Source organism: Chryseobacterium paridis (genome assembly GCF_016595215.1).
Lineage (GTDB): Bacteria > Bacteroidota > Bacteroidia > Flavobacteriales > Weeksellaceae > Chryseobacterium > Chryseobacterium paridis.
Genome location: NZ_JAENHK010000001.1, coordinates 1,071,432 through 1,086,146, shown reverse-complemented (window position 1 = coordinate 1,086,146; position 14,715 = coordinate 1,071,432). Strand labels below are relative to the sequence as shown.

The 14,715-nt window shown below is 32.2% G+C and carries 13 protein-coding genes; all 13 read right to left on the bottom strand.

Annotated elements, in window-relative coordinates; translation table 11 throughout:
* Positions 1–221 precede the first annotated feature (221 nt).
* The 13 genes from JHL15_RS04990 to JHL15_RS04930 all read right to left on the bottom strand — a co-directional run bounded on the left by JHL15_RS04990 (position 222) and on the right by JHL15_RS04930 (position 14,616).
* Positions 222–905, bottom strand: a complete 684-nt coding sequence (locus tag JHL15_RS04990; RefSeq protein ID WP_200243689.1) for a hypothetical protein — start codon at positions 903–905, stop codon at positions 222–224.
* An 11-nt stretch (positions 906–916) separates the two neighbouring features.
* Positions 917–1,777, bottom strand: a complete 861-nt coding sequence (rfbD, locus tag JHL15_RS04985; RefSeq protein ID WP_200243686.1) for a dTDP-4-dehydrorhamnose reductase — start codon at positions 1,775–1,777, stop codon at positions 917–919.
* Positions 1,777–2,262: an acyl-CoA thioesterase gene (locus JHL15_RS04980; protein ID WP_200243683.1), complete on the bottom strand. Its 486-nt coding sequence runs from the start codon at positions 2,260–2,262 to the stop codon at positions 1,777–1,779. The genes rfbD and JHL15_RS04980 overlap by 1 nt, the downstream gene beginning before the upstream one ends.
* A 69-nt stretch (positions 2,263–2,331) precedes the next feature.
* The gene (locus tag JHL15_RS04975; RefSeq protein WP_089028031.1) at positions 2,332–2,835 is read right to left on the bottom strand and encodes an OmpH family outer membrane protein; all 504 of its coding nucleotides are present in this window, start codon (positions 2,833–2,835) and stop codon (positions 2,332–2,334) included.
* Positions 2,836–2,901: 66 nt separating this feature from the next.
* Entirely contained in the window at positions 2,902–3,456 is a 555-nt protein-coding gene (locus tag JHL15_RS04970) for an OmpH family outer membrane protein (protein WP_200243680.1), read from the bottom strand.
* An 8-nt stretch (positions 3,457–3,464) separates the two neighbouring features.
* Entirely contained in the window at positions 3,465–6,014 is a 2,550-nt protein-coding gene (bamA, locus tag JHL15_RS04965) for an outer membrane protein assembly factor BamA (RefSeq protein WP_200243678.1), read from the bottom strand.
* Between the two features lie 29 nt (positions 6,015–6,043).
* Entirely contained in the window at positions 6,044–6,793 is a 750-nt protein-coding gene (uppS, locus tag JHL15_RS04960) for a polyprenyl diphosphate synthase (protein WP_200243676.1), read from the bottom strand.
* 5 nt (positions 6,794–6,798) lie between these two features.
* Positions 6,799–7,692 (bottom strand): type IX secretion system protein PorG, encoded by an 894-nt coding sequence (porG, locus tag JHL15_RS04955; protein ID WP_200243667.1) that lies wholly within the window; start codon positions 7,690–7,692, stop codon positions 6,799–6,801.
* A gap of 212 nt (positions 7,693–7,904) precedes the next feature.
* Positions 7,905–10,388 carry an exopolysaccharide transport family protein gene (locus JHL15_RS04950; protein WP_200243666.1) on the bottom strand — a complete coding sequence of 828 codons (2,484 nt, stop codon included), beginning with the start codon at positions 10,386–10,388 and terminating at the stop codon, positions 7,905–7,907.
* 4 nt (positions 10,389–10,392) lie between these two features.
* Positions 10,393–11,274 (bottom strand): polysaccharide biosynthesis/export family protein, encoded by an 882-nt coding sequence (locus tag JHL15_RS04945; protein WP_200243658.1) that lies wholly within the window; start codon positions 11,272–11,274, stop codon positions 10,393–10,395.
* 36 nt (positions 11,275–11,310) lie between these two features.
* On the bottom strand, positions 11,311–12,429 hold the full coding sequence (locus JHL15_RS04940) for a glycosyltransferase family 4 protein (protein ID WP_200243656.1): 1,119 nt from the start codon (positions 12,427–12,429) through the stop codon (positions 11,311–11,313).
* 108 nt (positions 12,430–12,537) lie between these two features.
* A complete protein-coding gene (locus JHL15_RS04935) occupies positions 12,538–13,542 on the bottom strand; it encodes a glycosyltransferase (RefSeq protein WP_200243654.1) in 1,005 nt (334 codons plus the stop codon).
* 3 nt (positions 13,543–13,545) lie between these two features.
* Positions 13,546–14,616, bottom strand: a complete 1,071-nt coding sequence (locus tag JHL15_RS04930) for a formimidoylglutamase (RefSeq protein WP_200243652.1) — start codon at positions 14,614–14,616, stop codon at positions 13,546–13,548.
* Positions 14,617–14,715 lie beyond the last annotated feature (99 nt).

Below are 14,715 nucleotides of genomic sequence, written 5' to 3'. Positions count from 1 at the left end.
TTTATCAGCGAAAATGAGGAAAAGGGTAAGGAAAAATGGAAAATTGAAATGGGAAAGTGGAAAATTAAAACGGGAAAAGGAATGAGATGTGGATGAAAAATGGATATATTAAATTTGATTTAGGAAAATTGGTTGCAGATAGTTCCTTTTTCTGATACGAGAATAAAAAAAGTCCACAAATTAATTCGTGGACTTTTTATTTTAGATTATATAAGGTGAGTCTATTTATAATTTTGCTTAGTATATATTAAGCTCAGAAATTCAGCAAAAGATTTTTCCAATCCTATAATATCTCCTGATTTCAAATTCAGACCACCTACTCCAGTATTGTCAGATTTTACTTTTAATGCTGAAACCTGAAAGTACTGATTGGCTTCATTGGCTTTAGGCTGTACCTTAATAGTAGAACCCAGCAGTTTTTTAGTAGATATAGTATACACATCACCTGGTACTACATCAATCGAAAAAAAAGATCTGGGAGAAAGCAGATAATCTTTTTTGTTGACGCTGATTTTTTGTTCTTTGTCTGAAGAAGCAAATAAATATAAGTGTCCGGTTTGTAATGTGAACTTCTCTTTAGGTAAGTAATATAAATTCAATTTATAATTTGAAGCATTAAATGCCTGAGGAGAACCATCAACATTTTTAAAAGGTTGTAAAGAAATTGCATTTGCACCTATTTCTTTAGCTTTCTTAAATATTAATGAAAAAGTGGTTGCATCATCTTTTGAAAAACCTTGCACTTCAACTTCTCCTAAATATTGAGCGTCTTCTGATTCTTCATTTATCCTAAATAAAAATTTATCTGTATTATCATTCGTTTTTTCAACTTTAGTTAAATACACGTTTTGCGCACTTAAAAGTTGAACCAGTAAGACGAAGATAATAGTTGCAAGATTCTTCATACTATACTTATTTATTGTAAAAGAGTATTTACACATTCTTCCAGGCTGTTTTCCCAATGCTTTGGTTCTATTTTATAAACTTCTTCAATTTTATCCAGGCACATGGTACTTCTTTTTGGTCTTTTCGCAGGAGTTGGATATTGCTCTGTAGTTAGAGAGTTTAATTTAATGGAAGACTTTGAAAATTCAGCAATTTTTGTGGCAAACTCATACCATGTGGTTTCGGGATAATTAGAAAAATGAAAAATACCATATTTCGGTTGTCCTGATGTAATAATATCCATGATAGCCTCTGCAAGATCATTTGCATTTGTTGGCTGCCCATATTGATCACCTACAATTCCCAGTTCGTCTTTTTGAGAAAACAGATTCAACATTGTCTTAACAAAATTCTTATTAAACTCCGAATATAGCCAGGAAGTTCTTAGAATAATTGTTTTGGGATTGATCTCCATTGCCAGTTCTTCTCCTCTCAATTTGGATTCTCCATAAACTCCTATTGGATTGGTAAAATCATCTTCAGAGTAGCATAAATTTGTTTCTCCATCGAATACATAATCTGTAGAAACATGGATTAAGACGGCCTTATGATCATGACATGCCTGAGCCAGATAGGATACACCATCAGCATTTACGGCAAATGCCTTTTCCTTTTCTTTTTCAGCAAGGTCTACTGCTGTATAGGCTGATGCATTAATACAGAAATCAGGTTTGTTATCAAAAAAGAAAGTATCTACCTGTCCTTCATCTGTGATATCTAAGGTTTGAGAATCTGTAAAAATAAATTCAAAATCAGTTTCAAAATTGGGAGCAATTTTTCTAATACAATTCCCCAGTTGACCGTTACTTCCTATAACAAGTATTTTTTTCATTATAAATCTTTTGTGTTTTGCGCTCTTAAAAATTTAACTCTCGATTGAAAGTCTTTTTGTTCTAAATCAATATAAAATTTATGGAAAATTTCTTTAACATCTTCGGGATGTATATCAGATTTTCTTGTCTGAACATTGAAATAAATTACAGTCACCCATAATACGGCGTGAATGGTCTTTTCATCAAGGCTCTTCATAAGAATTTCAACTTTTGCAGTTCTATCCTGCACATCAATTGTTTTACTGCTGATAACAACCTGGGTATTATATCTTACTTCTTTCAGATATGCTATTTCATTTTGTATGGCAATCCACGTGCATCCAGTTCTTTTGGTATATTCTTCATAGGTGAAGCCATAAAACATTTCAACATGATCTTCTCTTGCATTAAACATATAATCCAAATATTTGACATTATTTAGATGTCCAATCGGATCGCAATCATTAAATCTAATTTTTACCGTAGTTGATACTTCTTTTTCCATTTGGCAAAAATAAAAAAACCACCTCTAAAAGAGGTGGTTAGTTTTATAAATGTTTGTTAATTTGTTAAATTATTGAACACCTAATTCTTTTTTTACAGCTGGAGTAGCATCTGGACCTCCTTTGAAAACAAACGCAGAAGAGTTTGCATCCATAATAAAGTCATATCCATTAGCTTTAGCTACTTTAGATACAGCTTCGTTTAGTTTTTTCTCGATAGGCTCATAAGCAAGATCTTGTTTAGCAACAAAGTCTTTTTGAGCTTTATCATTCATTTGCTGAATTTCTTCTTGCATTTTCGCTAATTCACCTTCTCTAGCTTTGTTTTCATCGGCAGTTTTCTTAGGAGCCTCCTCAGAATATTGCTTTAATTTAGCTTGTCCAGCATCTGCTTTCTTTTTAATTTCTGCTTGCTTAGTATCTAAGAAAGTCTTTAAGTCAGCATCAGCCTTTTTCTTTTCAGGCATTGCATTAAGAACACCTATAACATCTAAAGTAGCAATTTTTTGAGCTTTTGCCATACCTACAGATACAACCATCATTACTGCTGCAAATAATACACTTAATTTTTTCATAATTGGTAAATAAATAATTTAATTTGTTTTTAGATTTTTAATTTCAGTAAAAGTTAATCTTAATAATTACTTTTTACTTCTAGCACTAGTTTTTTCTTTTTTCTCTGTTCCTTTTAAAAGGATATCTAATACTTTATCGGTATAATCATATCTTTTTTGAAGGAAAATAACACTAATGTTATTGCTTTTATCAAGAACTATGCCCAATCCATTTTTCTCAGACATGGTTTTAATAGCATTCCATATTTGATCCTGGAAAGGCTGAACGAGATTAGATCTCAGTTTTGTAATCTCTCCATTAGTTCCAAAGCGTAAGCTTGTGGTAGTTTTAATATTCTTATCAAGGTCTGTTACTTCCTTTTCTCTTAATTTTAATTGCTCTCCAACTAATAAAACTCTTTCATTTTCAAATGCTGATCTTTTCTTTTCATATTCAGAATTCAAATTCTGAAGTTCTGATTGCCAGGTATCGATCTGCGAATTCAATCGTGCTTCAGCTTCTTTATATTGTGGAAGCTTATTCAAGATATATTCTGTATCAACAACTCCTATTTTCTGGGCATTACTAAACCCAAAAGACAAAAGTAATACAAAAGTGAAAATGATTTTAAAGTTTTTCATATTGTGAATTATAATGATTGGTTCATCAGGAAGTGTGTTTTCCAACCTGAAGGCTGAGTTCCAAGAACTGTTTTATCAAATCCATAAGCGAAGTCAAATCCAATTAAACCAAAGGCTCCCATATAAACTCTTACCCCAATACCAACTGATCTTTTTAACTGGAAAGGGTTATAGGTACCCCATGAATTCCAAACATTACCTCCTTCAGCAAAAGTTAAAGCATAGATTTTAGCTGTTTGGTTCAGAGAGATCGGATATCTTAATTCCAGTGTAAATCTGTTATAGATTGTTCCACCTCCGGTTGGCGTAATATCATCAGCTGTTCCTCCATAAGTGGAAGCATTTTCATAACCTCTTAAAGGAATTAATTCTCTACCATCATATCTACCTCCAAAAAGTCCTGTACCTCCCATATAGAATCTTTCAAAAGGAGGTGCTCCCAATTGCTTGTTATAACCATCCATGAATCCCATTTCTGCAGAGGATCTTAATACAAGCTTTCCTGCAATTTCGTTATAAACATCAGCTTTGAATTTAATTTTATAAAATTCCATCCACTTATATTTATCCGTAGGAGACATTGTAGAATAATCTTTATTACTAAACAATGAGTATGGAGGAGTTAACTTTGCAGAAATCTCAATATTAGAACCCATTGTAGGGAATATCGGGTCGATACCTGCAGAGTTTCTGCTAAGTCCTAAGTTCAAACTTAAGTTATTGGCTGTTCCATAATTTTCTGTACTTCCACCAAAATCAAATGGATAGTTTCTAAAATCATATTTCTGATACTGGATACCAGTATATAATGAGAAATAATCATCCGGCCATTTTAATAATCTATTCAAACCAACGGATGCAGAGAAGATATTTAATCTAGATGCATCTGTACTCGTTGTTGTAACAGAAGTACTATATCTAACAATTGAGTTGTTTATACTAACAGAAAGTGCTGTAGGTTTTGTTCCAAATAACCAAGGTTCAGTAAATGAAACCCCATAATTCTGGAAATATTGTCCAGCCTGAGCTTGAATAGACAATGTCTGTCCGTCTCCTTGAGGTACTGGTCTAAAGTCTTTAAACTTCAGGAAATTCCTTAATGAGAAGTTATTAAATGTCAATCCTAAAGTTCCAATGAAACTATTTCCTCCGTATCCCGCTTGTAGCTGAACTTGCGAAGAACCTTTTTCAACTAATTTCCAGTTAATATCTACAGTATTGTCCTGTTGATTAGGTTGGATATCCTGTCCTATTTGTTGTGGATCAAAGAAAGACATACCCGCAAGATCAAAATATGTTCTTTTGATTTCAGTCTTCTTGAATAATTCTCCCGGTTTTGTTCTTAAGGCTCTTAAAATAACGTGGTCATGGGTTGTTGTATTTCCTTGCCAAGTAACTCTGTTCCAAGTTGCCTGCTCCCCTTCGTTTACTCTAATTTCCAGATTAATAGAATCACCTGATACAGATTTTTCAACTGGTGTTACATTAGAGAAAAGGTAACCGTTATTCATATAAACAGACTTGATATCTGAATCATCTTCTTTACCTCCATCTTCTCCAACTTTTTTGTTGAAACCAACTGCATCATAAATATCACCTTTCTTATATCCTAAAAGTCTTTGTAAATATTCTGTTGCATACACTGTATTACCAGTGAAAGTAATGTCTCCGATGTAATATTTTTTACCTTCTTTTAATTTTACGTTAATCTCGTAATTATTCCTTTTATTTCTCCAGACAGAATCAGAAACGATAGCAGCATCACGGTATCCTAAAGAGTTATAATAACTTATCAAACTTTGTTTGTCTTCCTGATATTTGCCTTCAATAAATTTTGAAGACTTTAAAATACCTCCAATACCAAACCTTTTCTGTTTAGTTTCTTTAAAGGCTTTATTTCTAAGTTTAGAATCGCTCACATTTTCATTTCCTTCGAATTCAATATGATCAATTTTTATTCTTTTACCTTTTTCTACATTGATCGTCCAGTCAACTAAAGCGGGATCATTAGCATTTACTTTATCCTGAATGGAAATCTTAGCATCTGCAAAGCCTTTTTTAATGTAGTCTTTTGGAACATTTGTTTTAAGACTTGAAACTAAATTCTGTGTAATCTTAGTTCCTGGCTTAAGATTATTATCCTTTGCCATTTTCTCACTTTTAGACTTACCAATTCCTTTACCGGAAAACTTAACTTCTCCCAGTTCTTTTAAGTCCTGTAAGTAAAATTTCAAAACTACTGTTTCTCCTTCAATACTTTGAACATAAACCTCTACTTCGGAAAATGATTGGGTATCCCAAAGCTTCTTAATAGCATTGCTCACTTTTTGCCCGGGGATATCTACACTTTCGCCTTTAGATAATCCTGTAAATCTTAAGATTTGCGCAGGTGTGTATTTTTTCACCCCATCTACAACAATGTCTTTAAGAACGTAGGTTCCTGTTTGATTTTCTGCATGCACAGGGTTATTCACTTTTGTGCTATCCTGTGGAGTCACCTGTCCATAAAAATGTGCAGAAGCAACAAACATGATGATGGGTAATAGTCTAAACTTCATTTTATCGTAGTCTTTCTTTTCTTAAAATTTTACTGGATTTTTATTTGTTCACCTGTTAGGCCGTATCTTCTTTCTTTGTTTTGATAGTCTACTATACATTGAAAGAAAATATCCTTAGTGAAGTCTGGCCACAGAACATTTAAAAACTGTAGTTCTGCATAGGCGATTTGCCAGAGGAGAAAATTGCTAATTCTGGTTTCGCCACTTGTTCTTATAAGCAAGTCTACAGGTGGAAAATCCTTTGTATAAAGATAATTTTCGAATAGTTTTTCATCAATATTCTCTACATCTACCTTTCCTTCCTTTACGTCAGAACTTATATTTTTTACGGCATTCAGTATCTCATTTTGAGAGCCATAACTTATGGCTAATACTAAATTCCCTTTTGTGTTTTCTTTTGTTAATTCTACCACTCGTAATAATTGTTCTCTCACAAGAGGTGGTAGTTTTTCTAAATTTCCAATAACATGCATTCTAAGACCTTTACTAAAAATCTCTTCTGCTTCCAGCAGTAATGTTTCAGTAAGTAAATTCATCAAAGTATTGACTTCGTTACTAGGCCTATTCCAGTTTTCGGAAGAAAATGTATATAATGTTAAGTATGGGATATCAATCTCATTACAGGCATTAATAGCATTTCTTACTGCATTTATGGCATTTTTGTGACCAAAAGTTCTTTCTTCGCCACGAGATTTAGCCCATCTTCCGTTACCATCCATAATGATAGCAACATGCTTTGGTAAATTCTCTAAATTTATTTTATCTTTAATCAACGACATACTAATTACTCACAATAACATGGAGGTCTTCCAAAAGAGAATGTAAGACCTAAACTAAAGGTATTCATCCAGTCTTTAGATTTTGCATCCCCAACATTTCTTTCATTAACAAATGCAGCTTCTCTCTCTTTAGAAACAGCATAATAATCTCCTGTTTGTAGCAGAGACCCACCAGTTGCAGGACTCAATATATCTCCATTATAGGTAGATACTACATCTTTACTTAATATTTTGCTATGATCCAATTGATCTGTTAATGTATATCTAAATGTAGCTTCTGCAAATATTGCCCAGCTATGATTAAACTTATATTTCAATCCAACTCCGAAAGGGATATGCATTGTTACTTTTTTACCAAGCGAATATTCCGCTCTTGTAGTAAAGTCCATTTCATTAATCGGAGCCTGTGCTACTCCATCTGCATCTCTTCTAAAGTCATTTACTAATGTAGCTTTAGGAGCATCAAACATCAAACCTCCAATCCCTCCAAATATATATGGACTTAGCATACTTATCTGCTCATTATTTACCGGAAAGAAATTATATTCAAACATTAAACTCGCTTCATACACATTATTCTTACCAAATGAATTCCTATTTCTTCTATAATCTTCTTTCGCTGCTTTATCACTAAACTGGATTTGGTTATATCCTAAGTCTAATCTAACAGTTTGGTATGGGTTAAAATTAAATCTATAAAGTATACCACCATAAAACGGAACCCCCCAATCTGATGCTCTGCTTAAATCCAACGGCTTTTGTAAAATATAACTTGTATTTCCTATATCACCCACTAGGTTACTCATACCTAGACGAACTCCCAATTCGTTTCTTTGTGCTTTCACACTCACCAATGTTCCAAGGGCGGCAAGGAAGCTAAATAATAATTTTTTATTCATAAAAGAATATGGATTTATGGTTATTTTAAAATTTAATTTTTGCAAATATAAAACATTTTTATATTAATGATATTCTTAATGTTTAGTTAAAAACAAACAAAAAAACATAATTTGTTATAAAGTAAACGACAAAGTGTCGAAAATATTCTTTTTTTAATAGAATCAATAAACTTCATATATAATAAACCCTCATTAAATGAGGGTTTAATGTTTTATTTTTTATTGAAAATTGTCTGTATTTTATTTCTTATTCTAATAAGCAATGGTTCTTTATAATTTTTATCTTCATCAAAGTATCCATAACCATATCCGTAACCATAACCGTATCCATAACCCTGCTTTATAATATAGTCATTATAAACAAGACCTAAGTTTTCAATTTCATTATTATGATATTTTTCGGTAATCATTTTCAGCATATACTTTTCTGTATATTCATGACGAACCACGTAAATATTAGTATCAGAATATTTCATCAATTCATAAGAGTCAGCAACAAGACCAACAGGAGGTGAATCGATGATAATAAAGTCGTAGATCTCTTTAAGCTCTTCTATAAATTTTATATTCTTCTTACTCATCAATAGTTCTGATGGGTTTGGGGGAATTGGACCTGAAGTGGCTACATCTAAATTAGGAATTGTCGTTTTATTAATAATCTGATCTATGGAAACCTCTCCTGTAAGATAATTTGAAATCCCATATTTATTATCAATTTTAAAATCACCAAATATTTTTGGTTTTCTAAGGTCCATTCCAAGTAATATAGTTTTCTTGTCACTTAATCCTAAAACCGAAGCTAAGTTAATGGATACATAAGTTTTACCCTCACCTCCAATGGATGATGTAATAAGTACAACCTTGCTTTTATCATTTTCACCTGATAGGAATCTCATATTTGCCCTTATCCCTCTAAATGCTTCGGATACTGAAGATTTCGGTTGATCTAATACCGTAAGCATATTTTCGTTATTATTATTTCCTACCACTCCAAGTAATGGAATTTTCGTAGCGCTTAATAACTCTTTAATATTTCTTACTTTGTTATCCAATAATTCTCCAATAAGGATAAATAAGAATGGTAAAAGCAACAATCCACCTATGATCACAATCTTAGTTCCTTTTACGTTAGGTCCGATTGGAGATTGTCCCACGTTTTTAGCAGGGTCAATTACCGAGATATCAGATTGGTTGGTTGCCATTCTCATTTTAGTCTCATTCTGCCTTCCAAGTAAACTATTATATGTAGCTTCAATCATATTGTAGCCTCTTTCTGCATCTAAATATTTCCTTTCTTTTTCCGGATAAGCATCCAGATCAGCATTTGCCTCGGCTACCTGTTGATTAATCTTATTAATTTCTGTATTAAATCCGTTGTAATAATTACCCAATGAATTAGAAGAACTTAATTTAGCATCACTAATCAGCCTATTGATTTCTTTCATAGGCTCAGAATTTGGCGTATAGATAGTTGCCATTTCTCTTCTCTTAAGATACAATGCTTTAAGCTCAGTAACAGAAGCGGAAAACATTCCATCTTCAAATCCTGCAGCATTAGTGCTTATCATCTTATCAAAGTTCTGGGTCTCCAGGTTATTTTTAATGATATTAAGTGAATTAACTTTGCTTACTAAATCCGCTTTTTTCGCTTCCAGATCTTTAATTTTTGTTAAAGATTTTTCATCTCTATCTTTAATATCATATAGCTTTTCTGAAGTTTTTAAATAATTGAGAACAGTAGCACTGGAATCCAGTTTTTTTCTAACTCCTGCCAGGTTATCCTGAAGATAAGTTTCTGTATTTTTATCTACAGTCATTTTATCAAGCATTCTCTTCTTTTGCAATTCGCTTACAGATTTATTCAAGAAGTTCACGGTTCCATTTAGATTAGGTCCCGTTTTAGTAATAATCATAATTGAGTTGATTTCCTTATCAAACTCAATCCCGATAGTAGAAACAATCTCATTAACTGACTGATTAACAGAATTAAGACTAACTATAATATTGTCGAGTTTTATACTTGGAGTTCCAGGGTTTTGAAGTAATCTGAACTTCAAATTAGGTGTAGTAAACCATTCGCCTACCTTTATGCTTTTATTCGCTGGTCTTTTATAACTTTTAATACTCTGAAATCCCTCTACTTCATAGTTATACAAATAAGTAGACTCACCCTCTTCAGGTAATATCACTTCATATGTACCATTTGCTTTAGGAACAAAAGTAATTGGATAATTAATCTGCTGTAAATGCTTCTTATCAATTTGCACAAAAACAGGTGAATCATCTTTATCTAGATAAGTTGATTTTATGGAACCTTTTGTAGAATAATTAACAAAAAGATCTAATTCTTTCACAAGAAATTCATTATGAGATCTTGATAAAAGCATTTTCTTCAAATAAATTCCATCCTGATTTCCTCCTTGTCCCCAGATAAAGTTAATCGACTGGTTAGGGGTAAAATAACTTGAAGTATTGTTAGAAACACTTAATGATAAGTTAGAAGCATAAATATTCTGTGCATAATATTTCCCATACATCCAGGAAATACAATAGCCAATAAATAGCATAAGCACAAACCAATACCAGTTTTTTAATATTTTCCTTAAAAAATGTTCAATATCAAATAATTCGAAAGATCCTATTTTATCTTTTTGAGAATTACTCTTTTCTATGTTAGTTTCTTTTCCTGGAATCATGATATTAAAGTCTTGTTAGGATTAAATAAACTGACAATGCTGTAGTAATCAATGAAATTCCAGTAGTAATAGTTTGTACCGGATCTTTTCCTAATCCATTCAAACTTTTCCCTCTTGTATTAAGATAGATTTCATCTCCATTTTGGACGTAGTAATATGGTGAATTCATCACATCCTCACGAGTCAAATCTATTTTTGCAATTTTTATCCCTTCCGGCAACTTCCTATGGATAACAACTGTCTTCCTATCAACACTTTTGTTTAGCCCTCCATTGATTGCTAAAGCTTCCATAATTGTAAGGGTATTTTTATGAGCTACTTTTTCACCTGTAATAGCTACAGCTTCAGTATCTCCAAGAATATAATAAGTAATCCCATCTGTGTTCAGTCTGACCTGAGACTTTCCATCCTGAAAATTTTCATTTACTTTATCCTGAATTTCCTTAGTAACATCGTCTATAGTTCTACCTTCTGCTTTAATGTATCCAATACCAAAAACATTAATATCCCCATTAGAATCTACTTTAAGTCCGTTAAAATAGAAATTGGTATTACCTCCACCACCACTGCCACCAGTTCCAATACCAACACGTCCTAAAGTACCTATAGTCGTAGGGTTAACACCTGGTGCTACTGTACTTCCGGAAGTATTTAGTGTAGAATAAAACTGAGCAGCATCACCTTTGGGAGTAGTTACTATATTAAGATTTAATATATCATTTTTAGTGATTCTGTAAACAGGAATATTATAGGGAACAAGACCTTCTTCATTAATCACAAGATTTTCATTGGGCTGCATATACCTTACATCTTTTTTTGTTATACATGATGTAATGAAAAAAGGTAGGATTAATAAAAGGGATAAATATTTAAAATTTCTTATCATAATCAAATGTTGTTTACAAAAATAAAAATTTAATCGTTACTTTCTATTATTTCTGACACTATAAATAAAATCTGGCAAATAAGCTCCTGTAAAGCCTAATATTACGATAACCAATAATAAGAGATTTACATTAATATGTCTTAAACAATAGGCTACTGCTACTATAAACAGATAATAGACAATTATATAAAATCCAGATCTTCTATGTGTGAAATCAAGTTTTAAAAGTTTATGGTGGATATGGTTTTTATCTGCATCGAATGGAGATTTTTTATTCCAAAGTCTAACCATAATTACGTTTAAAGTATCCACAATGGGCAAAATCAATATAGCTACTGCTATTGCAGGTGCAGACTGTAGGTGATACCTCGGTATCCCAGGAAGTTTCTTATCTATAAATATATCAATAAAACAGATACTCGTAAATGCTAGTAAAAATCCTAATAACATTGATCCTGTGTCTCCCATAAATATTTTATTAGTCCTGTAATTTGAAAGATTATAATACAGGAATGCTAAAACAGCTCCAATTATAATAACAGATAATACGACCAACGGATAATTATACTCACCCAATCTATAATAGCTTATACCAAATAATGCACTGCATATTACAGAATAACCTCCTGCAAGACCATCGATCCCGTCAATAAGGTTAAAAGCATTAATAAGAACAATAAAGGTTATGACACTAAATATAACACTTACTACATATTCAAGCTCGTAGATTCCAAAAATCCCAAAGAGATTTCTTATTCTAATATCCGATCCTATTACGATAAGTGTAGAGACCACTATTTGTGCTACTAGCTTTTTATACGCCCTCATAACCACTATATCATCCATAACTCCTATGTAGAGAAGAATAAGTAGTGATGCAAATAAAAACTTATAAAGATCAAAGAGCTCATACGCAAAAATAGAAGTACAGATCCCAATAGAATAGAAAATAGCAATCCCTCCTAAGTTTGGAATTTTCCTAAGATGGGAACTTCTTACCCCCGGTTCATCCATCAGATTTTTTCTTCTGGATATTTTAATAATAGTGGGGATGGCAAAAAATGTGATTAAAAAGGAGAATAAGAAACCGAATCCTATTTTTACATAAAAAATAGAAATATCCATCTCGCTTAAGAACAATTCAAAATTCTTCATTTTTTTCTTATTAAGTACATCTTGTTCGGCAAGAACTATTTCATATCCGTCATAACAATATCCTACGGAGCTTTTAATACATCGAAACGGTAGTACTTACATTTGTGTTTACATCAATTTTCTTATCAATCTTTTTTGCCCTGCAAAAAACAATAGATAAAATATCTTTTTTTTCAGTGGCAAATATAAAATATAATTCTTACCAAAACGACTATAGTACAATATATCTTTAATTTTAATATTTCTTTTCTTAATGAAAATCTTTAGCTGATCAGCCATTTCATAAAAAGTTTCCTTTTTTTTCACAAACGCCAGATAGGCTAAGAATGAATAAACACCTTCCAAAATTTGAAAATTTTTCAGCTCTCTTCTTTTGGATGAATATTGAGAGTTTTCAAAGACAGTCTCCACATCCATTACGGCTTTCAAAATATCCAATCCTTTTTCTGTATGTGTTTTACTAATGGAATCAGCTCTTTCAAAATATTGATAATGAAAACTTTGAGTTTGCGCTACTATTTTACACTCTAATAAAAGCTGTGGAATCAACTGAATATCCTCGAAATGAACTCCTTTTTTAAATCTTTTATCTGTAAAAAGCTCTTTTCTAAATAGTTTATTGCATGCAAAATAGCTTAGATCCGAAAAAACAGAAAAATTCTTCTCCAAATCAATCTTTTCGGGCATATTGGGAAGCTGGGTGAGTTTTTGAGTAACATTTCCCTGTTCATCTACTTTCTGGATGTTGCAAATTACCATCTCTGCTTGATGTTTCTCAGCCAGATTTAGCATTTCCTCAAACATTGTTTCTGTAACATAATCATCGCTATCAACAAAGCCCAGATAATCTCCGGTGGCTTTATCAATACCAAAATTTCTGGCATCACTCAAACCCCCATTTTCCTTTTGGTAGGCTTTGAGTTTATTGGGAAAGCGTTGGATGTACTGTTGAATAATTTGCCCAGAATGATCAACACTACCATCATTGACAATGATAATTTCTATCTCCTGAAGGGTTTGATCGACCAAAGAGTCCAGACATTTTGCCAGATATTTTTCTACATTATAAACCGGAACTATGATGGAAACTTTTGGAGGAACAATGTTTGTCATATATTAAATTTTCGTCAGCCTTGCATTTAACCATCCTTTCTTTGCTTCATCGAAATCTTTTCTGGAACATGGAATACAATTCTCAATGTTATCGTCATCTCCAAAATACCATAAGTTGCTAAATGTATCGCGCTTAAAGGCATGCTGATGATCATCGATTAGTACATAAAAAACTTCATAATGTCTTTCTTTCGGGTGCGACTTTTGAATATTAATCCCCTCAATAAGATACCATATCATCTGCGCTAATAACTGATGATTCATTTGGCTTTCTGAGTAAATATTATAATTAAATATACCAACAGATTTCAAATTCTCGCTCAAGCCGATCTCCTTCATATAGGCACATATCTCTCTTCGGTTTAATCCATTTACCTGAGGATTCATTGAAAAGGGCTCCCCAAAGCTTTCAATTGCATCACAGTTTACGGTAACCAAATCTGCTTTTCTAAAGAAAGGTTCCGTTTTTTCTGTAGAATTCATCATTTCAGCAAGCCGAATAATATCGAGCTCAACTTCTTTGATCAGTTTTACAGAATCTACTTCATTCAAGTGTTTCTGATATCCTAAATGATGATAATTTTTAATTGAAAGGTTTTTAGCCCCGAGTATTTTACTCAAAAAGGTATGCTCGTTAATATGCTCTCCTTGTTTGAGAGAAATAACATTGCTTATCTGGGTATAATTAATATTTTTCTGATGAAAATTTAATCCGGAGAATAGAGAAAAAGCAAAATCATTAGATCCTCCAACAATTACAGGAATAGCTCTTTTATAGTGACAAGCGGATAAAACTTCCTGTAAAATATAATGAGAATCCTGAACCGACTTTCCAGAAACCAGGTCTCCCAGATCTACTATTGGAATTTCAAAATCCAATTTTGAAAGTTTATAAAATTCTTTTCTTACTGAAGTAAAGTCCTGTACTTCTGCATCTCCGTTCGCTCCTCTGTAATCTGATACGAAAAGTAAAACAATACTGTCTTCTTTTATTTCTTTCGTAATTTGATTCCCAATCTGCCAATTTTCAGTTTTGAAATTCCTTGGGGAAATGATAAAATCTTCAAAATTCATTCTCTAATTAAGTCTTAAGAACCAAAAATATTAAAATTAAATCATTTAACGGTCATAAAAAAAGCCATTAACATTTGTTTGTTAATGGCTTTATATGAT

What these genes read in the sequence shown, in the direction of transcription:
- porG (WP_200243667.1), bottom strand. Translation starts at nt 7,692, where the DNA reads ATGAATAAAAAATTATTATTTAGCTTCCTTGCCGCCCTTGGAACATTG.
- JHL15_RS04935 (WP_200243654.1), bottom strand. Translation starts at nt 13,542, where the DNA reads ATGACAAACATTGTTCCTCCAAAAGTTTCCATCATAGTTCCGGTTTAT.
- JHL15_RS04990 (WP_200243689.1), bottom strand. Translation starts at nt 905, where the DNA reads ATGAAGAATCTTGCAACTATTATCTTCGTCTTACTGGTTCAACTTTTA.
- JHL15_RS04945 (WP_200243658.1), bottom strand. Translation starts at nt 11,274, where the DNA reads ATGATAAGAAATTTTAAATATTTATCCCTTTTATTAATCCTACCTTTT.
- bamA (WP_200243678.1), bottom strand. Translation starts at nt 6,014, where the DNA reads ATGAAGTTTAGACTATTACCCATCATCATGTTTGTTGCTTCTGCACAT.
- rfbD (WP_200243686.1), bottom strand. Translation starts at nt 1,777, where the DNA reads ATGAAAAAAATACTTGTTATAGGAAGTAACGGTCAACTGGGGAATTGT.
- JHL15_RS04975 (WP_089028031.1), bottom strand. Translation starts at nt 2,835, where the DNA reads ATGAAAAAATTAAGTGTATTATTTGCAGCAGTAATGATGGTTGTATCT.
- JHL15_RS04980 (WP_200243683.1), bottom strand. Translation starts at nt 2,262, where the DNA reads ATGGAAAAAGAAGTATCAACTACGGTAAAAATTAGATTTAATGATTGC.
- uppS (WP_200243676.1), bottom strand. Translation starts at nt 6,793, where the DNA reads ATGTCGTTGATTAAAGATAAAATAAATTTAGAGAATTTACCAAAGCAT.
- JHL15_RS04930 (WP_200243652.1), bottom strand. Translation starts at nt 14,616, where the DNA reads ATGAATTTTGAAGATTTTATCATTTCCCCAAGGAATTTCAAAACTGAA.
- JHL15_RS04950 (WP_200243666.1), bottom strand. Translation starts at nt 10,388, where the DNA reads ATGATTCCAGGAAAAGAAACTAACATAGAAAAGAGTAATTCTCAAAAA.
- JHL15_RS04970 (WP_200243680.1), bottom strand. Translation starts at nt 3,456, where the DNA reads ATGAAAAACTTTAAAATCATTTTCACTTTTGTATTACTTTTGTCTTTT.
- JHL15_RS04940 (WP_200243656.1), bottom strand. Translation starts at nt 12,429, where the DNA reads ATGAAGAATTTTGAATTGTTCTTAAGCGAGATGGATATTTCTATTTTT.